We start from the raw sequence: 21,995 nt of genomic DNA, 5'->3' as shown, positions 1-21,995 counted from the left end.
ACTATTCCATCCATTCGATTGGGGATATGGTTTCCTTTTTGGCGGGAAGTATTTTGACTTCGTAGCCATAAAGAATTAATTCATACAGAGTTTCTAATAGTTGCTTGGGTGATATACTGTCCCATTGCTTGCACTCTAAAATATGTTTCAATACCTGCTCTGGAGCATTAACTACCCAAAGACTGTGAATTTTTCTGTTTCTAAATCCCGCGCATAATTGAACAATTGGTTGTAGCTCAACTGTTGTTTTTGGTATGTGAATAATTGCTGAACTTATAGGGATTGTTGGTTTTACTTCTAGATTTTTGGGTGATAAAAAATTGGGGTCACTGTACCACTGTCCGTCGATTTGGTATGCAATCATTAGGTATGGCAATGCTTTAATCGCATTTATAGTTCCCCATCTTGCAGTTTGTCCTGCGTGAAACCAGATGTAAGAGCCGTTGTGTATTATCATGTACAATTTTTATGATTTTGACTTGAAGTTTTGCTTGCCTAGCTAGTTGATAATTTCGTCTATATGAGAAAATCTAGCTAATTTTTCTAGCTAGAGAATAATCTCGTATTTGTATGAACACTTAGTTAAAACTCGCCATTATTTAGCCATGTGCAGTCAACTTCATGCTCAGGTAAAATACTTTGGATTTTATTGATTGCTGAATTACTCCTAATAACTACCTTTACAAGGTGTGTAATAACTGTGGTGATTAATCTATGAACAGATTAATTTTTATTTAAAATATTCAATGACTTATTGAAAAGAAAAAGTGCGCCATTATAATTGATGACGCACTTTTATTAAAAATAAAATTATGATTAAGCGTGCTGAAGGATAATATTTATTGCGTCTTGAGTGCTAATTTGATATTGTGTAGCAAGTTTATTCATATTGGCTTCACCATTTGCATGAGCTTTGACAATTGCGCGAATAATATTTGGTGAAACATTAATCTCACAATTTGTAACAACTGGTTTGGGTAAAGTTTGAGAAATGAAGAATTCTTTTCTTCTTAAGAAATGTATTTGACGATAATGCTCTTTTCTGGGTATCCATTGACAATTTCCGGGAGCAAAGTCACTCTCTAGATCAATACGTGCTATGACTGTTCCTTCGGGTGCTACTCCCATATCTTTTAAGAACTGGGTAAAGTTATCGCGCCAGGATGCATCGACTTCAATTCCGCACCCGCCATGATACTTGTACTGATGGTGGTTCTTGTTATAGCAGATGCGCTTGATGTGTAACCAGGAGTTATACTCGTGGCTTTTGCAGTGACCGTGGATAGTTTTATCGGTCTTGAGGCTGTCGCGTTGCAAACAGCCGCAACTTTGTGTAAGCCCTCTTTTTAAGCTATTTTTACTAACATATTTTTGGGTTCCGCATCTGCATAAGGTAAGGAGGAGTAGTTCACCCTTTTTCCCCTTAACTTCTACATCAGATATCACTGTTAGTCTTCCAAAATTTGCACCAGCTGGGATAGATTCTTTTCTTTTCTTACAACCGCAGTTAGTTGAGCGACCATTGGTGAGAGTGTGACTGTAGACAAGTTTTTGAATTCCACAATCACACTTACATAATACTTGCTTTCCTTGTTTTTCTAATACAGTCCAACTACCGAATTTTCCACTTATATTAATTACTCGCTTTGTAGTCTCCATAAATTATTTTGGTGTTATTACTGCTGGGTTAAATATTTAAAACAAGCTGTTTTTCTTGCTCCAGTTCCTTCTTTATCCAAGCAAGTTGCTGTCCAATCGCTAGGTGCTGCATGGGTACTTTTGTCTCATATCCGTTTGCTTGTAAAATGGGTGTTACCTCCTGTCTGTAAAGCTTGCCCGTCAAGAATACAAACTCTATTTCCAAAGACGCAACTTGTATGAGGTTTTCTGCTACTTGTTGCGCCCATAGTATACGTTCCTGATGAGATAAGGAATAGGGGGATTTATCGTAGGGCTTGATGATTGTTTCTGGATTAAGAACTTGATGTAAGGGTGACAGGATATACCATCTTGATTCTTTTTCTTCTACGTAGCGACGGCACGCTTGAAAGTGCTGGGAATAATATAAGTCTTTGGCGGCAGCAGGGTAGGTAAGCTGCTTGCCACATCCTGCAACCAGGTAAATTTTTTCCTTGGGAGTGAACTTTCTGTAGGTGCTGATCACCAGATTTAGGTTGTGGGCGATTCTTCCCATAGTATGCGTCCGTCCTTTGTTTGTCAGCCGAGGGTCAATCCTATGTCGGTTGAGAACCCTGCAAACATGACAGTTGCACTTTGGCACGCAGTAAGTTGGCATCCGAATTAATTTTTCCTCGTGGCTAACGAACATCCCACCGCCTAAACCTTCCCGGATAAAAGTTGAACCATCAAAGGATAGTCCCATCTGAGTAAAAGCTTTGGCATACTGGGGCGAGCATAATCCAAAAACGTGTAGGTGAGCATTTGGCTCGTGCAATGCTCCTGTGGAGTTGCTGTGCAATGGTGGGATCACACCCGCTTTCGGCAATACTCGTTCCGAGTCAATTAGCGATCGCACAACTTGAGTAATTGTTTTGATAATGTGTAAGTTAATCGAATACTCTCTCGCCTGGGAAACAAGCCCACCGATGCCGAGATGGCGGTATCCCAGTCCCAAAAGATATTTTGCTACTTCAAGGCGTTCACTGAGAGACTGCCCGTGGATGACTGCTAGGGGTATTCTGTTGGGAAGATAACTTTTAGCAAGTTGGATAAATGTTTCTGCTTGTTTAAGGTTGTATTCTTGCCGTTCCCTGATATTTTGCCCTACAAGTAAATGGTCGGGACAAACAATAATATCGCCGACCTTTGAGCGTTCTCGATATCTATGAATAGACCAGTGGGCATCAACATATTTACCGTTTAGAGTGGGGATATCTTGCTCACGGTAGTTAAATGATCCACAGTCATGAATAATGGAACTATCTGGAACAATTTCTGCCTTGATTGCGAGTGAGTATAGCCACCCCACAGGCTGATACTCAAGCAACTGCCAGATTGGAATTTTTTCACCCTTGCTTCTAACAAAATCGCTCTTACCCAATACTGGATAGAAACCTAATTTCATAGTATTTAAACGAGCAGAAGTTGATTTACATTCGTTAAGTTAACCCTCTGCTTGGAAAGGGCTAACTAGTAGATGTCTGTATTTATTTGCAATATTCAGAAGATACTGCCGCCAACGGTTAGATACTCTTGTAGCAAGAGTGCTAATATCACTTGCTGGAATTTCTTCTGCTTCAGTTTCAAAAGCATATCAAAGTGAATCTTGGCGTGATACTTCATACCATCGAAGTGGATATTGAAGCTAGGATTGAGTTGAAAGTCTTGAATCATATTTTTATCCTTACTGGGGAAGATATAAACACTTGTTTTGTTCTGCTAGCCTATTTGTGTGATAGTTATCAAGAATCATTTTCTTAAATTCTTCTCTTGTTGCTTGCAAGTCGCGGAATATTTTGTCAGTAGGATAGAAGAATACCGACTGTTGGCGGCTGTAAAACCAGACCAATTGATTGATATTATAAATATCATTGCTATCAAGCAGGACGTAACTAATTTGTTGGTAAAAATTCTCTAGAGAGAAGGGACGCTTTTTAGCAGTTGTTCGTACATCAATGAGAGTATTTCCAGCAATTATCTGGCAATCAGCACCTCCAAGATATTCACTTAAAGGATATGAAGCATTGCAGGTAATATTCCCACTTACTTGATTAACTACTGTTTGCCATGTACGGGGTACAATACCGAGAATTTGAGATGTATCTTGAATACTAGGAAGCCATTTTTTGAAGTATTCTGCTTCAAGCTGAAGAGATTTTTTCCCTTGTAGAAAAGGTTGAATAATCTCATGAATATTACGGCTACGAGCATAATTTTCTAATGCACCCAAGAGCATACACTTTAGAGCTTCTTCTTCAAGTGAATTTGAATTTGTAATGGAATAATCGAAGGCATATTCTATTTTGAGGGCTTCTGCTCCAACCTGAGCAAGACAATTAGTAAACCATGTTTTATCTTCATAGATGGTTCCTAAATACTTGGCAAGGGCTTTGGCGATCGCATTTCCTACTAATGGAAAATCTACCCCATCAACTGGTCTGATAATTTCTTGATTTTCTAATAGCTGGTTATGGCTAGTAATCATCTTGATAACTGTCTGGTTTAGTCTAGAGTCAAACCATCTTCGGATAGGCGAATTTCTATTTTTTAGTTCGGATGTTAAGCTCACTTTTTGGGTTTTCGCTTGAAATACTACATTGAGTATTTGCGTGAGCTTTACGTAGTAATTTTTCCTTTAATCGTGTTATTTAACTAAATATACTTATTATTCAAAATCAGTCAAAAGCTTGTATATTAAGCTTTTTGAGTTTTAAGTTCCGCAATTGAGGTAAAATTACGTAACTTCTAAACCCAAGTTTTTATATTGTCAATGCGACTTTGCAAACTTGGTGATAGCTAGTTTACAGTTCAACTCCTCTTGACTTGGTTTTAGGTACAGCGGCAGCGACAGTTTCTCGTTGAGGGGAGGGTATGTGTTCAATTGGGGTATATTGCTGCCGAATTTCTTCCCCTCGCCATGCTTGTAAGTCGTTCATAATCTCTTTAAGTGGAACAAAATCAACGACTGTTTCCCCTTGCTTTTGTGCAACGGTAGCCTTGTAAGTCATAATCTTGAAGTACATCTCCCGCTGATCGGCAATTGGTAACTTGCCATCATTTTCATTTATCCGTTGAAGAATCTCTTCATTACCCTGGTTCATTGCCTTTCCCCAGTCAGGGCTACCATGCTTGACCATGTTCGCCCATTCCTCAGCGATATATGGGTGAACTTTCACAGGCATATCACCAGCTGCTTGTATTACTCGTTCTTTGGGTGCAGCTGCGGCTGTGGGTGTAGATTGTTCGTTACCAAAGATTTGTTCCAAGTTGAGTTTGCTGACGTTTTGGGCAATAAACTTAATTTGGTTGATGTCGTAGTCAGAGATATTTATCTTACTGACTTCTTTGGTAATCCCAGCTTCGGTTTTAGTTAGGTCAAACCGGACAAGTTCCTGAGTACCTTTCTCTTCAGTAGTTTTAAATAATTGTAGACTGGCTCGATTATTTTCGGGTTCACGAGTCCGCTTGATGCTAAATTCACCTACTGTAAGTTCTTCCTTATCAGCCTGGATGAGGACGTTATTGAGGGTATGCAACATCTCGTTTTGTTTAAATACTTCCAGGGTTTTAATCGTGCCAGCGGGTGCAAGACTTCCCAAGCTATTTGCTACATCACGGATATCGGCATTGTTGAGGTCAGGGAGCTTGCCATTGTCGCCCAAGTACTCGGCTACTATCAGAAACTCCTGACGTTCAACAGGTAACATCTCCGTAGGTTTTTTCGTTATTTTGGGTTCCTCTTTTTTGTTGAGTTTAAAATCCATCAAGGAGTTTTCCCACCCAAATAGTTCATCACTGCGGCGGTGAATGCTAACAGTGTCTCCCTCTTGGCGAATCACAAATGTATCGCTACGGTAAATACGCGACCCATCTTGTTCAAGAGTGCCGTATTTTTTTAACATTGCCGTTGCGGTTTCAGCAATGTCTTTATTTTCCCCCTTGTAGCGTTCCTCCCGCGCTTGTTTATTATTAATTTGATAGATAGGTACTTCAACCTGACGCGCCCACTGCTGCGCTGTTGACTCTACACCTTGGGAGTTAGCTACTTCTTGATAGCTAAATTCAGGTGCATATTTGTTTCGATTATTAGTTTCTAGCTCCTCTGGCTCTTGTGCAAAAAACTGATTGCGAGTTGCATTTTCGTTTACCTCTCCTTCAGTTTTATCTTGAGGTTGGTAGTTACTAACAACTATCTCTCTGATTTGAAGAATTTCTTTGGACTGTGCGATTTCTTCTTGAATATTCTTGACTACATCATCTTCAAAACTATCATCTGCTTCTATTTCAACAGATGAGTTTATTTCTTGAGTTATGAGCGAACTGTTTTCGCTGTTTTCATCTTGTAGTAACTTATTTATAGTCAGCTGACTATCATCTAACAGTGGATTTACTTCTATAGCAGTGAAATTTTCATGATCAGATAATAACTCTTTTGTATCTTCAGAATTTTTAATAATTTCAGCAGATGGAGGTAGTAGCTTAATCAGTGGTTCACTTGCTACATCTATTATTTCATCTGGTGTAAGTATTTCAGTGACGAGATTAGTTGTACATTTACCTTCGCTATTTTGTTCGTAGATAACGATTTGTTTTTCTGAACCCTCTGACTCCAAATAAGCTGTAATTTTCAGAGCGCTTTCACCTGTTTGCTGATAATCAGTATTTAAATCGGGTACATTTTCTACTAATCTTGCAGCAATTATTTGTGCTTGATAGTCTGTAAAAGGTTCAGTTTCTATTGTGTATTGACCTTCTATTAATAGATCGGGTATGAACACAATATTAGTTTCTTGATTGCTTTTTATACTTTGGCTGGTTAAATCTACCTTTTCCCATTTATACGCACCAGGGGTAGATTCATCAGGTACAAGATTGTAAATGTCTTTGCCAACTTCAATTGCGATTTTACTTGCTTCTTGGGCTTCTTTTAGTTTTTCGAGAATTACTTTAGTTATCTTAGTAAGTGCATTAATGAGGGTTTTACTTAATTCCCGACTTATTTTAATTGCAGTATCAGCTGTATTTAAATATGATTCATTAATTTGAGTGTGTCTGGGGTCCAACATATCTTACTTTGAAATGGGTAATTTTTTATGGAATCGGACTGAAGCTGAGGTAGTTTTATTAAATAAAAAATTTAACCTCTTCAAGTGATAAAGAGGTTGAATTTCCATTTTGATGTTTGTTTTGACTTAGTTCTATTTGGCTATTTTTGAAATTTTGATTTATTTCGCTTAGTTGTTGGCTTTGGTTAGCAATAATTTTTAACATTGCTTCTAGCTTGTCATCTAGTCTGGATATTTTAACTTCCATTGATGTTAGTTTTTCTTTTGCTATAAATATTTCTTCATTGATTTGTTGGTGCTGTACATTAATATCCTCACAAGTTTTATGCCATTTTTCTAAGAATTTGGTTAATTCTATTAATAGCGTTGTCGAGTTGTAGGTCGTAGTTTGTGACTTTTTCAGAATATTCAATAAGTCGTCTAACTTTCCGTTCAATATCTCTTCTATACTCAAGTTGTTGTTTTTCTGCTCTGTAATATTCATTGATAATTGCCTCGTAAGAGAGTTTAACTTTATATTCTGAATTCCACATACTATATTTAGGGAAACTAATGTCAATTAAGTTTCCTTGGCTTCCTGTGGCACGGTTGAAAATAATATGTATGTTTACTCTTTGATAAGGAAGTAGATATGCAACATATTGTTGTTGTTCAAAACCAATTAAATTTATATGATGTTTGATTAATTCACCATAGTTGTTAGCATTTATTTCAATTTCAATTTTATCGATTACGATCTGTCTATGTAGCCCATGAAGTTTCACTCTTGGTCGGAGGATAAACTGTTCCTCAAAAGAGCTAATAATTGAATGTGCATTCTTGCTATTTACTTGATGTGAACTAATTAATTGACATTTTTGGTGATAATTATTTATTAGCTGAATTATTTTTGTCTGAGTGATATTTTCGTCTTTGACGCTACATTGTATCATCTTTAAAAAAAGCTCTTATATGCATCAACAGGTAACGGTGCATTGCCTGCTTGTACGGGTGCTTGTGGGATAGGAAACTTCCGATCTACTTCCTTGACTCGCAAATCTAAATCTTCTTGTGTGGGCTTTTTCTGGGTACTTTTCCTAGCAAGCTCCTTAATGACTTTATCCCATTTAGTATCGTTTTCTTGTTCGATCCCGATAATATATTTCGGGATTTTGATATTTTTTAATAATGGTACTGAACCCTCATTCTTATTACTATAAGCTGGGTTAATAAATAGACATTTACCAGGTGGTAATTTAAGGAATTGGGCAGGCTCGAACAGCTTCCGAGTCCGTTCTTGTTCGCTGATAGATGTGCTAGCCCTACCTCCTCCAGTTGAGCGAGATTTTTGTTTATATTTAATTTCCTCTTCACCTAAATATGCAGAAAATAATCGTGCAGATTCTTCTTCACCAGGATTAAAAACAAATTTTGTGCCGCACGCACCGAGGATGGCTTTAGAGATTTCCCTACCATAAATCTTTTCAAGCTGACCCATATTTTGCCAACCCAGGATACCGCAGAATCCTTCGGAACGAGATTCGTTAAGCCATTTAAATAAATCTGGAAGGAAGATACTTGGCAACTCGTCAAGACATACTACTAATGGGCCATCTTCCTTGCGTTTTTTGGCGATACTGCGGGAAACTACCATGTGGAGAATGCTGGTCATTAGCGGGCTGACAGCATCGCGGCGTTCGCGGTCTAACCCAAAGATAATCATCTGTTTGCGTTTTACCTCCAGGGGGAGGGTTGTTTTACCGACAAAGCATCCCAATGTACCCCTTGCCATGAACCTGGTAAACATCAATGAAGCGCTACCAGCGATACCCGCCACGGTTTTTTCGGAGCCAGCCGAACTAAATAATTGACCAAAAGCTATCTTAATCCAGGGGTTTAGTGCTGCTGCCATCAAGCGTTCGACCATCTTCTCGCTGGAAAGTATTGCCGCAGCCGTCATAATATCAGCGCGTTCGCCAAACTCTTTGGTTAGCATTAGGATAGCCTGCGTCAACTGGTCGCCGGCGGGGCCGAAGAAGGCATCCTCAGACGCATTACCCAACAGGCGGAAGTTCTTGTTAATTACTGTAGCCAACTGCCGTGCGGTTTCAGCATCGGAGGAATCGCGCAAGAAATCGATTGGGTTACATACCTCCGATTCTGGAAATCCCGGTGCAAAGACGTGTACATCATACCCTTTTGATTTGGCATAACTGGCGATTTTGGCTTGACTAGCATACTTGAAGTCGTATAGTACGATACCAAAACCTTGGTCAATTGCTGAGTAAATCATCGGGTTGATAGCCGAGAATGATTTACCGCTACCAGGTGCGCCAATTACAGCAGTTCCGCGTTGGACATCGGGTACATAAACTGGTACTCCCCCACTCCCCTTGGGTGATTTTTGACCCTTGTATTTATGTACTCCAATATATAAACTGGCACTATCACACTTAGGAGCTAAGATTTGCTTCAAGGCTTTTTTCTTAGCTTGGGCAGTTTCCTTTGCTCCGCCCCAATAGCTAGTAGCAAGCTTGCCTTTTTTGCCATTACTAAAAAACTGTAAAAGCAACAATAAGCCAATTCCCCCTGCAAGTAGTAAACCTTGAGGTGACATGAGCTTATCTGTATATTTACTAAAGTCAGTATTGCTATTTTTATGAGCAGCTTTTACTTCTCTAACAGTATTAGTTTTAGCAGTTGCAAACAGATAATTATTCATATTAATCTGTGTTAATTTTGCATGAGATAATTGAAGAAATATGCAATTAAGTGAAGTTGCATATTTCTCCGTTATTTGTGTGGGGTGTATTCTCCAAGTCAAAAGTTAAAAGCAAGAGGATAAAATCTTCTATGATTGCCTTTTTACTTGTTACTTCTTCGGTACAGTGAGGGGTGTACCAAGGATAATTGGGTCTATCTCGCGGTAGGTGAAGAAGGGAACTGGGCCAATAAAGTAGGGCGAGCAGCCCAAGTCAACCCATCCCCGCTTGCAGATACGGAAGAACATCGCGGTGGTGATACTGCCGTCCGCTTCGTTAATGTCCCAGATGACTTGTTTAAATGATTTTCCAAAGGGGTGACGACCTGTGGGTTCTTTCCCACCGTTGAGGCTGCCCAAGATGCCGAATCCGCCTTTAACGTTTTGGTCTTTGCCGGACATCCACTGTGCGCCAACGATAGTTTCACTACCCGAAACTTCGATGTGACCGCACTTTTTCTCGCACGGGACATTAAACCCAGCTTGATAGCTACCGCTTATTGACTTCCAGCGTCCACTTTCAAGCGAACCGAGGGGTAAGTCTACTTTGCCGATAAAGCTAACATCGGGGATGGGAACACTGGGGAACTGGTCAAATGGAACATCAGCCAATCCCGGAACCTTACTAATTGTTGTGTTTTGCCAGTTAGTAAAGTCCTTTAGCTGTGCATCTTGAATACCGGGGATGCTGGTTAGTTTATACTTATCGAGTTTGATATACTTACCAAGTTCCACTTCTCCCAGTTCGGGATAATTGTCCAGTACTTCACCAACAGTTTGGTAGCTTGCGGTGCTGCCTGTTACTTTGGTCACTAGTTCTTGAATTGGTGGGATGGCTCCGACTTCTGAATCTTCTAAATTAGGGATTGCTTCGGCGAGGTCTTCGAGTGTTTGCCAATCGAGTGTTTCAAAATCTGACAGTTTGAGATTTTTAAGTTGAATACCGGTGATGTCAGCGATATCTTTAAGCGTAAAATCTTCAATATTGAACTCAGTTGCTTCAAAATCGCCCAGTTCCATGACTTCGGCAAGGCTTTGTCCGGTACTCCAGGTGCGTGTCTCCTTCATACCAGGGTTTTTGATATTAGGAAATTCGACGCTGCCAGCACCGCCAAATTTCATATTTTTGAACGTGATACTGCTCCAGTCAGGAGTAGGTGCGCCGTTGACGTATTTAGTTGCGACGGGCTGTTTGGTTTGTTTTGTTTTATCTATCGAAGTGTTCAAATTTGAATACTTCGATGGAACTGTTTGAGCAACTGCTTTCTCACCGAATAGGAGACTGCCGATATTGTAGCTACCTCCAAACCGGATTAACCCGTGTAGGGCAAGTCCTGCAATAAGTCCTGCTACCATCAAGTAGCGTAAATTATTAAATTTTTCCATCCGATACTCAAGCGCTCGGTTGGTTTTGTTGTGAGTACTTTCCTGACTTGCAGCTCTCACTGGTACAATCGCAGTTACCTCGGTTGTGATATCTAAAATTTGGTTGTTAGAGGTCAGATTTTCGTTATACATCACTGGTTATTTAAAAATTATTGATTCAAGAGAAAGTTTGTTTTACCTGTATTTGGTGTTATGGGAGGGTTATTGCGCTGTGGCGGTATTTCTAAGAAGCGCTTTCCACCTAGCAGCATAAGTTTTTCAACCAACTGCATTGATACTCCGGTGCTGCTGGCGGCGACAACAAGTTCCTCTCCTTGCGATCGCAACTCCACAAGTTGATTGAGGCGTTTCCAAAGCTTGCTATCTGTAGTAACCCACTGGTTTTTTAAGGCAACTTGCATTCCTTTAGCGATATGTCTGCTATCAGATAATGCGGTGTAACTGACCTTTGGTTTTACTTCTTCAGGTTTGCTGGGAGTATCGCTAATAATTTCAATTTGGCTGTACTCTGGTGTGCCACTGCCCGCTAGAATCCGAAAATGATAGCTTTTCCTTGTTGACCCAGATTCGGTAATCACCGTCATGTGCGCCCCGTAAGAAGCTTGTGGTAAACCGGGGATTTTTACTGTCTCGATGCGGCGAATATGAATTAGTCCAGCACCCGAACTGTTGTTAGAACACTTACCCAAGCCCTCAAGACATCCGTCTACATCAAAAACAAACTTAGATGGGTCATCCAGCCAGATTTTCTTGATGACTTCTCTGGTGTTGTAGAACGATATTGATACCCCATGTCCAGGCCAGACCTTAACTGTCTGCAATTGGGCATTTTCCCCTGACACCTGGGACGCTGCAACTTGACGGATAGTATTTGCTAATACAAGTTGGTTTGGTGCAAGCACGGAGGCAATGGTGAGGCACCCGCCAAAGGCGATCGCCCAGGGCATCATTAAACTAAAGTCGGCTATATCTCTTAGTTTCACAGCTTGATTGACCTATCGACTTTGATTGTGATTTTGGTGTCTTTAGGCACATACCAGACATTGGGACGGCGATTGATTTCGTCAGTAGCACGTTCTGTCCGCTTGCTGACTGTTTCGCCAAGTTTGCCAAAGGCACCTTCAAGAAAGGCAGCTCCCAGGTTGCGGTTGTTATTGCGGCTGCGGGTTCTTGTCCCACCTAAAGGCAAATCTTCTGTGACTTCTTCATCTGGCTGGTTGATAATTTCCCCTACCTTGGCAATACCAGCTATTGTCCCCAAAGTGGCATCATACTTGGCAATTTCAGATCCCTTGTCGTCGTAGGGTCTGGCGGCTAGGGGGGAACCTGCCTCTCCCAGGACTGATATTGTTCCGGGTGATAGGGGGTATTCGGTTCCGTTTTTGAGAATAGCCGTGACTTCGGCACGCACGCCTGATGTGCTATCAACCGAAATCATAGCGATAGTTACCTGTGTTCCTGCTGGAATGGCTATTTCGCCAGTATTGCTGTAAAGCGGCTCGTTCAACTGGGCGACAAACCGTAACGTATTTGTCTGCTCCTGGGAACGACCGTTATTGCTGATTTGGGGCATAACGAGCGGAGTAACCAGGGTTGCACTTGCAAACGAACCGACAACTAGATACTGTGGTTGTGTTTCTTGAAGTATCTGTGCTTCTTCTGGCAAGTAGTTATTTGCAAGTCGTTCGACTTGCTGAGTGGGGTTGTTTTCTTTATTACCAGCAAAACTGGATTCTACGGTTTTTTCTTTGCCAAGTTCTGAGCTAGTTTGTGGTTCTTTTACCGAGAAACTATAAATAACTGGTACGGCTTGATTGTTTTCTTCGTCACCAGTATTGCTATACTCTCGAGTACTGTCGTTTGTGTTTACAGGTTCCCAACGCGGCCGTAGTTCTTCAATTTGATTGGGAGTGTTGGTAACTGTTTCGGTATTCTCGCTGCGGCGGTTACGGCGACGACGGGAGCGACTGGTATTTTGTTCTGTTGGGCGTAATGTTTCTTCAGTTTTAGCTGTAACTTCTTGTACTGTTGTGCTTGTAGGTTCACTTACAGTGGTACTGGCTAACATATAATCAACCCGACCAACCGAACCCAGGCTACGCAGGCGTTCGAGTTCGGCTATTGGGTCTTTGGCGACACTCTGGTTGCTGGCAACTATTTGTTTGGCAAATTTTGGCAGAGGAGCGCTAGGACGCAGGGGTGGTATTGGCTGTGAGGCGACTTCTCTACGTCTTGGTCTAACAGTTTCGGGTGCTTCTTCTCGGTATACACGTCTTCTGGAAGTTGGGGGAGTTTCTTGAGCGACTACCCTTCGTTGTCGAGTAGAACGTGTTTTCTCTTTGTTTTTAGATTGTTCTTCTTCAGTACCTTCCTTTTTCTCTTCTTTGTCTTCCGTCTTGCCTTTACCATTTAGTGCATCAAGTTCTTCCTGTTGCTTGGCAAGGGCAAGCTTGGCATAAACATCTCCATCTTTTTTCTCAGATGCCGCAACCGTGGGAGTGGGGGTAGGGGTTACTTCTGGTTTTTTTGCATTTTTACCACCCCCATTCATCATGCCGTTGAGGACAACAAATATAACTAGGAACCCAGCACCGAATGCACCACCAATAATTCCTAATCTTGACCAGGGGGATGTGACAAAATCGTGTTTAGTTTGTATTAATGCGGGATCTTCTACTTCCAGTTCATCTTCTTCAACCACCTCAAATTGTGAAACTTCAATTTCATCTTCTACAGCTTTTCTCTCTGCACTATCGATTGGTAAAAGACTATCTACGGAAGATAATTCATGCTTATTTGAAGCCTCATTCTGTAGCTGTAACATATTTTGGTATCTAATTACTAATTATTTTCTTTTTTGCCGAGATTATAATCAACAATTTGAGTAATTTCTAAACCTGGCTCTCGTACTAAATAAATTTTTTTATCAAGTTCAGTTGGCTTGGTTGGTAACTTGGGAGTATCGATAGCTTCGACAGTAATTGTTTTGTTAAAGGCGATTCCTTTACCTTGATTTTCATTTCTATCAAAGCTTACAAGCGTGCCGATATAATCAACCTCCCACTTTCCATCCTTGATTTTTCTGGGTTCAGAGATATGGCGGGTGACGAGTGAGACTTGAACTTCACCGTTAAATACACCATTTGGGACAATTTCTGCTAACTTTTTGAGGAAGTTTGCCCGAAAATCTTGATTTTCAGATAGTGCAAATGCAGCTTCCCAAGCTCTAGTCGGAATTCTTTTTCTACTATTTTTTGTTGTTTGAACATCTATTCCTTTATCAGGTTTGGTAACGTTTTCGCCATTCTCTGTTGCTTCGATTATTCCGTTCCAACCGAACATTTTAATCATGCTATCTGAGATAAAGCGTTTGATAGTTTCGTCTTCGCGTTCGTTGGGAGCAGCAAATTTACCAGGTGAAATAGAGCCATCTTGGAGTTGAACAACCGTCATGCCTTTGACATGACGATTTGTACTAGAACTCATACCAATATTTACAATTTGCAATAGTATAGATAAGATAGTTACTCCTGCTGTTATGGTGATTGCCATTGCAATAGGTGTAGAGGTAGATTGACCGTAACTGAGGAGGCGGGCTGGTTGAGATTTAGACTTAGGTTTAAGCATAATTATTTGTTAATTACAAAGAAGAATTCAGGAGTCAGAATTCACAATGGGCTACGCCCCGCTGTGCTAACAGAATTGAATTAGCATGGCTTTTTAGTAGCGTACTAACTTACTAAAATTGAAGTATTAATCCTGACGTGTCACCGTAATCACTGATGTGCTTTTGCCAAACTATCAAATCTTGAAATGTCTTGGCTGGCTGTCTCATTTCTTCTGAATTCTGACTAATTACTTTTTAACTTTAATTTTTGAACTAACAAATTTGGTGGCATTGACAGCAACCGTAGCAGTTGTACTTGCTCCACCAGTAGCGATTCCTGCTGCAATTTCAGATCCAAATGCTACTGTCTTACCTAATCCTGTCCAAACAGCTATTCCACCACCTGCGGCTAATGCAGATGAAAGGATAGGAGAAACCAACCCAACAAAAAGGAGAAATATCATCGGTTGGTTTTGTTCGGAATTAGCAATTAGTTGTCCGCACAAACCAATAATCATGTTGAAGCAAAGTTTTGCCATTCCAACGGTGAAATAACCAGTTAGCCAAGCGAAAATAGGTTTTGCGCCAAAAGGGAGTAGTGAACCGCCTATTGCCAATGGGCCAAGTAGGGCAGTTAAAAGCATCGTGAATTCGATACCCCACTGGTAGGCGTTATTTAGGGCGAGGAGGATGACTGCGACAAATCCGGTAATCATCGAGCCGATTGTACTGGTGATAGAATTACCAATCTTTTCGGCAATTTGACCGGGGGAGAGGTCGTTGAGCGCATCTTTGGCATCAGATAAAGCCTGAAGTGGGTTAAACTCCCAACTACCGCTATCGGGGGCTTCTCCTTTGAATAGATCGGGCGCAGAGGTTTTGAGTTCTGCTTCTGCTTGTTGCAAGCAGGTGATTGAATCTTGCGTGTTACCAGGGATCGAGCGACATCTTTCCATTGCTGCCCCTACTTGTTGCTGGAGGGCAATATTGCCAACTGCTCGATTGAATGCTACTTCTAGGTTTGCTCCGGCAGCGGTAAACTCAAGAATGTCATTATTGACAGTATTAATATATCCTCGTATGGCGAGTGTTCCACTTCTGAGCAAAGTACCATTGTTAGCTAGTAGCCCGATAACTAGGATGGGCCATATCCAACTGGAGAGGGCTTTCATATCTTCTTGATTTATCCAGTTTTTGCCTAACTCAACCATAAAAAGGGTGAGAGTTGCGATCGCAAAAAACTGACCAACTTTACACATTGAGCCATATAAGCTGCCGTTGAGGGTTTCTTGCCAAAGTTCATTGAAACCTTCTGCTACTAGTTGCGCTCCAGCGGCGGCATTTTCTAAAATGTCTTGTCCAAAAAATGGGTCGGTTGCAATTATGAGGTGTTCTAACATAGCACTTGGTTAACAGGCGTGAAGGTTTGGTCATCTCAATTGCAGAGATGACCAATTGATTAGGGTGAATTATTGCCCGGCAGTAGTTTTGAGACTACTAAACCCGCTGATTTCGATGTACTGGGCGCTGATACCGTCCATCATCAGGTTTTGACGACGGCGATCGCTTGACCCCTGTTCGGCAAGTTGAGATAGCATCAGGTTAGTTTGCTGGACATCGTGCCGTGCTTGCAGTCCGTCGGTGCGGGATTGCCCCAACATTGAGACAATTTGCGAGTTTTGGGCAGCAATTACCTTGAGGATGTTTTGTGAAGCATCCATTGCCTGTGCAGATTCCGCGAGTTCTTTGGCCTCGGCTACAGTTTGTTCAGTTGCTTCTATTTCATTTTTGGTACGTTCCTGTCCGACTTCCCCTAAGACGCTGGCGATCGTAGCGCGGGTGGTTTCTCTCTCCAGTTCGTTAGCTGCACCTACAGCACCTTCAACTGTGTTACTTTCATTCCAGTTACCCTTTTCCTTGAGTTGCTCTTTGAGCTTTTCGGCTGAATTTACTGGGTCTGGCATATCCATACTGCCAGTCTGAATAGCAGTTTTAGCTTCGCCTTTCATCCCACCCCATTCATTAGCTGCTGCGGTGAGTTCGTTTTTGGTTTCCTCAAAATAGTTATTGAATTTGCCTAAAACCTTGAAAAAATCGTCAATTGAAAAGGCATAACTGGGTGCTGTACCGAGTAAAGTAACCAGACCAATGATTGACCCGATTATTACTCCTTTCTTAGTAAACTTGAACTTTTTTCTCATACTTTTGGTGGATAAAATAACCAATGTGGCAATTAAACTTAAGCCACTTTTTTATGATTTATTAATTTTTCTTTTTACCAGTCCAGATTATTTGTTAGTTTGTCTTATATAATTTATGCTGACTTTAATTGCTGATTGTTATTTTTATCCAGTAAATGTTGTGCTTCTTGGCTTAACTCATCTCCCCGAAGTGTCTGTATGTATGCCTCAGAAAATCTCACCATACCCAGCATTGGATTATCAGCATATTTATTGAGGAAGAGAGTGCGTAATTCTTGCTCGTTTGGGTTATTTGCTACTGCTGCGAGTAAGCAATAAGCAGGGTAATACCTACAGAAAGTAAGTTTGCCATTATCGTCAAGTAACCACTGTGAGTAGATACTTTCGCGTTTTGGAAAGAATGCTTCGGTACTATTGCGTGAGATAATTTCATAAGGGTATTTAAACCTGTTAACAAATGGGTCAACAGCTGATGTTTGAATCCGACCGATAAGGCGGGTTGTGATGTTAGCAAATATTTTAGAGGCAGACTTACTTTGGAAAATACTTTCTGGCTCTTGGGCAGATAAAATTACACGTATACCTGCTTTTGCACCGTTGGCGCAGAGTCTACCAATTAGCTCGGCTATGCTGTCAAAACTGAATAAAATCGGCGCTTCATCTAAGAAAAATATTGATACTTTAGATGATAAAGCTCTACGTAATGCTGCGGAATAGGCGCTAAGGGCAAGGACTGCGGCATCAGCTTCACTCCCAAGCGCTCGCAGTGCAAATACCAGTAGTCGGGCGTCAGTTTTAAAGCTAGATGGATTGGCGATTGATTGTCCAACTCGTGAGTTTAACCAGAACTTTAATCGCAATCTGATTTGGTCAAGAGCATCGAGAATTTCTTTACTATTATTGGTGATTGAATCGAGTTTGATAAACCCAGGCGAACAATAATTATAGAAATCTTTAAGTGTTGGAATATCTGCCCATTCACTTGTTCCTAATCCATTCTCTAGCGCTAGCTTATACCGAAGTTTAATATCTTCATCGTTGTAGAAAGTTTCAATTGTGATTGTAATGATACTTTCGATATTTGATACCATTGTCGGACTTACCCCTACAGGGTTTGTCCCTAGTACCATTATCATTAATGTGGATTTCAAGAATTCCTTGAAATCAGTCATCCTTTCCTTAATAAGTTCAGGTTCATACCCCCTTAAATCTGGTAATTCAAATAGGTTGTTCGATTCTTTACTAATATCGAAATACGCCCCTTCTTCTCCCATAAATTTGCTATAGTCGGTAAACGTACTAGTACCATCGGGTTTGGGATAATCAAGTGCAATTACGGGAATGTCTTGAGCCAAGGCAGGTGTTAATAGACCTGCTACTAAGACAGATTTACCTGCACGGGTAGTACCGAAAATGGCGAGATTTTTGTGCTGCTTGTACAAGTCGAGATGTACTGGAGTTCCTCCCTCTTCAGCGATTAGCTCAAACCCAGATTTATCTCCCGTAGCCGTTCTAACTATCGGCATGAGTCCAGGAACTTCTGATGAAAAATAGGGGAGGCGACGGTTAAAGGGTCTTGTAAGTAGGTTTTCCCAGACAACAGGTACACATTGTAACCATGTCTTCCAGGCATACTCGATTTCTCTATCAACTACGGCAGGTCGCAAGAAGCAGCTAGAAAGGTATTGGCAAGCTTCATCGAGTTTTTGACGACTTTGACGATGGACACAAAAAACAACGGCAGTGTGGATGGGCAAACTACCTCTGAGGATAGTTTCTTGTGCCTTAACTGCCTCCTCAATGTTCATATTGGCTTTTACGTCAATTGACCCCTTCTCGGAAGACATCGCGCTGGAAGTAATTGACTGTTTGGTAATCCGTTGAAGGGCAGTTTTGGCGAGTCCCTGGTTAGCTTTAGATAGCTGGCAGATAATCTCAGTATCGGAGATTTTTTCTTTGGATATTACCTCCCAGAGGTATCGAAGCTGGGCGTATTCGTCTACCCACCCTTGGGGCTTTTCGCTAAATTGCAGGACACCGATATACTTGTTTTGTAGTCTTACCCAGCTGCGATCGAGAAAGGGGACAGATTTCTCATTCTCCAGCATCAGGTGGCGAATATGGAAATCGCTGGTTTGAACTTCTCGAAGCCCTTCTTCATCTAATATGAGGGGATTGGGAACTTTGGGTGCGTCGCTACGGTTAAACTGACTCCAAAGAATTGACCATACTTCCTCACTTGTGACTGCTCGTACTGAAAGCCCCATTGAGTTAGTAAAAAGTTGTTCCCACCGTTGAAACCCAGAGGTAAAACTATCCCGTAAAATTGTTTCGATTCGTTCTTGCCGAACACCGTGAATTTGTCCAGTAAATTGGAACCAGGCATTTTGCAATTGTTTGATAGTTTTTTCAATCGCATCATTTGAGCGACTGTCTTCAGAAGCAAGGACGCTATAGGTACACCAGAAGCGTAAGAACTTATTTTTACGGGTTCCTGCTTCAGTGAGTTCTCTTGCTCGCAGACGTTCCGATCGCACTAATAAAGTTAATTGCTCTAGATCGCATTTATCCTCTATCTTTTTTAGTTCCTGCTGCCGGAGAAAGTCATCAGTGAACGAACCAAGGTGAATTGTTAAGGTTTCTCGTTCGGGAAGTTCTTTGAGTCCGCCCTCAATATTGTCAAAAATCGGGAGAATCTGTTCTTCTGGTAAGGATGGGTGAATTCCTTGTACGTCAAAGCAGAACTTGATTTGAATATCCTCTTTTTTCTGGAGAATAAGTGCGCCGATATCTCTACGACCAGCAAGCGAGATACTTGCAATCCCGGCTAAATGGGTAATATCCTCAAAGGGTGTCAGATTTTTGACAACGCCTAATTGTTCAGTATCAAGGGATTTTTTACCAATTTTGTGCTTTATTTTCGTTGAGGCGGTCGAACTCATAGCCTGTAGTTTCGTTCGGTGATATTTCTTAAAAAAGTGGGGAATTTAAACCCGTTTATTCAGACGCTTGCGGACTCGCTAACGCTGCGCTATCTACCAGTCACACAGAATTCAGAACTGAATTCTGGCTCCTGACTCCTGGATTCTTTTTTATTAATTGAGAAGCTTTATCTGCGTTTTTTAAGGTTGCGCTTCTTTTTGGGTTGAGGTTGTAGAGGATTAACGAGGGAGACAAAAGGTTTGTAACCACGGGTGATGCGGGGTGTGCCGACAAACTTACCGAAAAAGGCTTTGTTGGAACTTACTGTCCACCAGGTTGCCCATCCCCAGGCGGTTACAATTCCGGTTGCAAGCCAAGAAGCTTGCATAAAACCCTTGACTACCATGTAGGAGATGAGAGCGATCGCACTCCAAGGAACAATTTGGTCGGCGGGGAATGGCCCGAGGCGTGGTTGGTCTCCTAATACGCGGTTGACAGTACGAAATTCCCGAACTCTTGTCATTATTACGAAAGGCAAAAGTCAGCTTTTGAAATCTTGATGAGTGGCACTTGTGGAATTGTGCCACTCGTGGTGGCTTTTTTGACGAGTGACGTATCAGCCTGTTACCAGTCCTGCAAGCAAGTCTCCGACTACAACTGTGAGGGCAACGATAATTGGTGTACGGGCGATCGTTTGCCAATCCTCGTCGTTTCTGGCTGATTGAACGACCCGGATCAGACCAATACCAAGGTAAATTAAGAACAAACCGCGCAGTACTGCGAATACGTATTTAATGATGTCTGCGTCAACACCTGTAAAATACTCTGTGAAAAAGTCCTCTGCATTTTGCATGAACTGGGCGTTTGCGGGTGCAGCGGCCATATCCAACATAAATACTACACCTACTAAGCAGAACAAGACGGTATAGATATTGATGCCATACTTGCGCTGCCATTTCTCGAAGTTGGAAAGTAGCAAGTTTGCTTCCTTGGGTAGTAGAGCTACAATGCCAGTTCCAAACGCCAGCGATGCCATTACCATGTGATGAATGGAGATATCTGCAATCATCAAGCCAGTACCAACTGCCATTAGTCCGGCGATGCTGGCGTTTTCTTTCCAGTTGCGCTTTTTGCGACGGGTGGGAGCGGGGTATCCGTATTCTTCTTCGTAGGAAGGAATGCGATCGTTGCTAAAATTAGATTCGTAGTCTGTTCTCATAAAAAAAGTAGATGATTTCGGAAATTACTGGATGAAACTTTGTAGGGGTAATTACGACTGAATTACTGCTTTATTCCGTTGGCGGAGTCTGCCCCTAGTACATAGTTTGGATTGGAGTAAATCTCTGCTCCAACTTCTCGCTTGTAAACCTATTTTATGAGACTAATATCCGTAAAAGCATCTAAGAATTTTCCATTTTTAAACACTATGTTTTTCAGTAAATCATTAGTAAAAAATTAGAAAAATTGAATTGACAACTTTCAACCTTTAAATCAGTGGTTTATTTCATAATGTTTGACCCCCGATATAGTCTATATCGGGGGTCAGTAATTGATATGTGAGGTAGTGTAATTACGGTGGCTTACCGTTAATTTACCCAGTGAAATAAATTGTCCGTCAACTAATTCTGCGTTTGATTTGGGTTGAAGTCGAGATGGAGCTTCTTGCCTACTTTGAGGTTGAGGGTTTTGGTACTGTTAGCAGGTAGTTCGATAACTTGGTTAACAGGATAGATGGAATCGTACTTAGGACAGATTTTTGTTTTGCAGGGGGGAGCCGCTTCTACGATTGATTTAATAACTCCGTCTTGAAGAAATATCATATCTAAAGGAATATACGTATCCTGCATCCAAAGTTTAACTTTTTCAGGTTTGTTGAGGACAAATAGCATTCCGTGATTTTCGGGAATCGAGTCACGGAATTTGAGTCCGTGGGCATATTCTTTTCTATCGTCTGCTAGTTCGAGTTGAACTGTTTGATTATTACTGGTAAAGGTTGCACCAATAGGTAGGTACTGGGGCTGGCGAGTCCAAAAGTATAGTGGTAGAGGTGAGAGGGCAGCAGTAAAACCAGCAATTGGCCCAACGATATTGAGAATTTTTAAAAATCGGCTTTTTTCTGGATTTTGTGCTTTTTTAGTTTGAATGTTGGTTTGAGCGGTTTGTCTTGTGACTTCCATAGTTTTAGATAAATAAAGTAATAGAGTGGTTATAAATGGCAAGCATTACGATCTGTTGAAATGTTTTGGCTACATTTGCTTTCGTTCAAACATGATGAAACTTTGAATTGATTTATGATGTTTACAAAGAAGTAGTCATAACTCACAGGAGTCAGAATTCAGGAGAAAGCTTGCGTAAGGCTTGAGGACTTTGTACGAATGACTTTTAACTGTAGG

18 protein-coding genes are annotated in these 21,995 nt (G+C 41.2%); all 18 read right to left on the bottom strand.

Features of this window, described 5'->3' with window-relative positions:
* Window position 1: 1 nt before the first annotated feature.
* The 18 genes from RMY00_RS27930 to RMY00_RS27845 all read right to left on the bottom strand — a co-directional run bounded on the left by RMY00_RS27930 (window position 2) and on the right by RMY00_RS27845 (window position 21,779).
* A complete protein-coding gene (locus tag RMY00_RS27930) occupies window positions 2-457 on the bottom strand; it encodes a hypothetical protein (protein WP_322650655.1) in 456 nt (151 codons plus the stop codon).
* Between the two features lie 359 nt (window positions 458-816).
* Window positions 817-1,659, bottom strand: coding sequence for a hypothetical protein (locus RMY00_RS27925; RefSeq protein ID WP_322650654.1), 843 nt, complete (start codon window positions 1,657-1,659; stop codon window positions 817-819).
* A 28-nt stretch (window positions 1,660-1,687) separates the two neighbouring features.
* Window positions 1,688-3,085: a DUF6884 domain-containing protein gene (locus tag RMY00_RS27920; protein ID WP_322650653.1), complete on the bottom strand. Its 1,398-nt coding sequence runs from the start codon at window positions 3,083-3,085 to the stop codon at window positions 1,688-1,690.
* A 95-nt stretch (window positions 3,086-3,180) separates the two neighbouring features.
* The gene (locus RMY00_RS27915; protein ID WP_242059317.1) at window positions 3,181-3,354 is read right to left on the bottom strand and encodes a hypothetical protein; all 174 of its coding nucleotides are present in this window, start codon (window positions 3,352-3,354) and stop codon (window positions 3,181-3,183) included.
* A gap of 10 nt (window positions 3,355-3,364) precedes the next feature.
* Entirely contained in the window at window positions 3,365-4,165 is an 801-nt protein-coding gene (locus tag RMY00_RS27910; RefSeq protein WP_322650652.1) for a hypothetical protein, read from the bottom strand.
* Window positions 4,166-4,481: 316 nt separating this feature from the next.
* The gene (locus tag RMY00_RS27905; protein ID WP_322650651.1) at window positions 4,482-6,746 is read right to left on the bottom strand and encodes a hypothetical protein; all 2,265 of its coding nucleotides are present in this window, start codon (window positions 6,744-6,746) and stop codon (window positions 4,482-4,484) included.
* A 58-nt stretch (window positions 6,747-6,804) separates the two neighbouring features.
* A complete protein-coding gene (locus tag RMY00_RS27900; RefSeq protein WP_322650650.1) occupies window positions 6,805-7,230 on the bottom strand; it encodes a hypothetical protein in 426 nt (141 codons plus the stop codon).
* Between the two features lie 450 nt (window positions 7,231-7,680).
* A complete protein-coding gene (locus RMY00_RS27895) occupies window positions 7,681-9,447 on the bottom strand; it encodes a type IV secretory system conjugative DNA transfer family protein (protein WP_322650649.1) in 1,767 nt (588 codons plus the stop codon).
* 150 nt (window positions 9,448-9,597) lie between these two features.
* Window positions 9,598-11,004: a hypothetical protein gene (locus tag RMY00_RS27890; protein ID WP_322650648.1), complete on the bottom strand. Its 1,407-nt coding sequence runs from the start codon at window positions 11,002-11,004 to the stop codon at window positions 9,598-9,600.
* A 17-nt stretch (window positions 11,005-11,021) separates the two neighbouring features.
* Window positions 11,022-11,855 (bottom strand): hypothetical protein, encoded by an 834-nt coding sequence (locus tag RMY00_RS27885; RefSeq protein ID WP_322650647.1) that lies wholly within the window; start codon window positions 11,853-11,855, stop codon window positions 11,022-11,024.
* Entirely contained in the window at window positions 11,852-13,696 is a 1,845-nt protein-coding gene (locus RMY00_RS27880) for a TrbI/VirB10 family protein (RefSeq protein WP_322650646.1), read from the bottom strand. Before RMY00_RS27880 ends, RMY00_RS27885 begins: the two co-directional genes overlap by 4 nt.
* Before the next feature lie 17 nt (window positions 13,697-13,713).
* On the bottom strand, window positions 13,714-14,499 hold the full coding sequence (locus RMY00_RS27875; protein WP_322650645.1) for a hypothetical protein: 786 nt from the start codon (window positions 14,497-14,499) through the stop codon (window positions 13,714-13,716).
* 228 nt (window positions 14,500-14,727) lie between these two features.
* Complete coding sequence (locus RMY00_RS27870) at window positions 14,728-15,879, bottom strand: hypothetical protein (protein ID WP_221704828.1); 1,152 nt, start codon at window positions 15,877-15,879, stop codon at window positions 14,728-14,730.
* 69 nt (window positions 15,880-15,948) lie between these two features.
* Window positions 15,949-16,680: a hypothetical protein gene (locus RMY00_RS27865; RefSeq protein ID WP_322650644.1), complete on the bottom strand. Its 732-nt coding sequence runs from the start codon at window positions 16,678-16,680 to the stop codon at window positions 15,949-15,951.
* 113 nt (window positions 16,681-16,793) lie between these two features.
* Window positions 16,794-19,622: a hypothetical protein gene (locus tag RMY00_RS27860; protein WP_322650643.1), complete on the bottom strand. Its 2,829-nt coding sequence runs from the start codon at window positions 19,620-19,622 to the stop codon at window positions 16,794-16,796.
* 167 nt (window positions 19,623-19,789) lie between these two features.
* Window positions 19,790-20,125: a hypothetical protein gene (locus tag RMY00_RS27855; protein WP_322650642.1), complete on the bottom strand. Its 336-nt coding sequence runs from the start codon at window positions 20,123-20,125 to the stop codon at window positions 19,790-19,792.
* Window positions 20,126-20,218: 93 nt separating this feature from the next.
* On the bottom strand, window positions 20,219-20,821 hold the full coding sequence (locus tag RMY00_RS27850; RefSeq protein WP_322650641.1) for a hypothetical protein: 603 nt from the start codon (window positions 20,819-20,821) through the stop codon (window positions 20,219-20,221).
* Between the two features lie 400 nt (window positions 20,822-21,221).
* Window positions 21,222-21,779 carry a DUF192 domain-containing protein gene (locus tag RMY00_RS27845; RefSeq protein ID WP_322650640.1) on the bottom strand — a complete coding sequence of 186 codons (558 nt, stop codon included), beginning with the start codon at window positions 21,777-21,779 and terminating at the stop codon, window positions 21,222-21,224.
* Window positions 21,780-21,995 lie beyond the last annotated feature (216 nt).

It is taken from the genome of Nostoc sp. ChiVER01 (assembly GCF_034531155.1).
GTDB lineage: Bacteria > Cyanobacteriota > Cyanobacteriia > Cyanobacteriales > Nostocaceae > Nostoc.
This window is presented reverse-complemented; position numbering and strand designations above follow the sequence as displayed.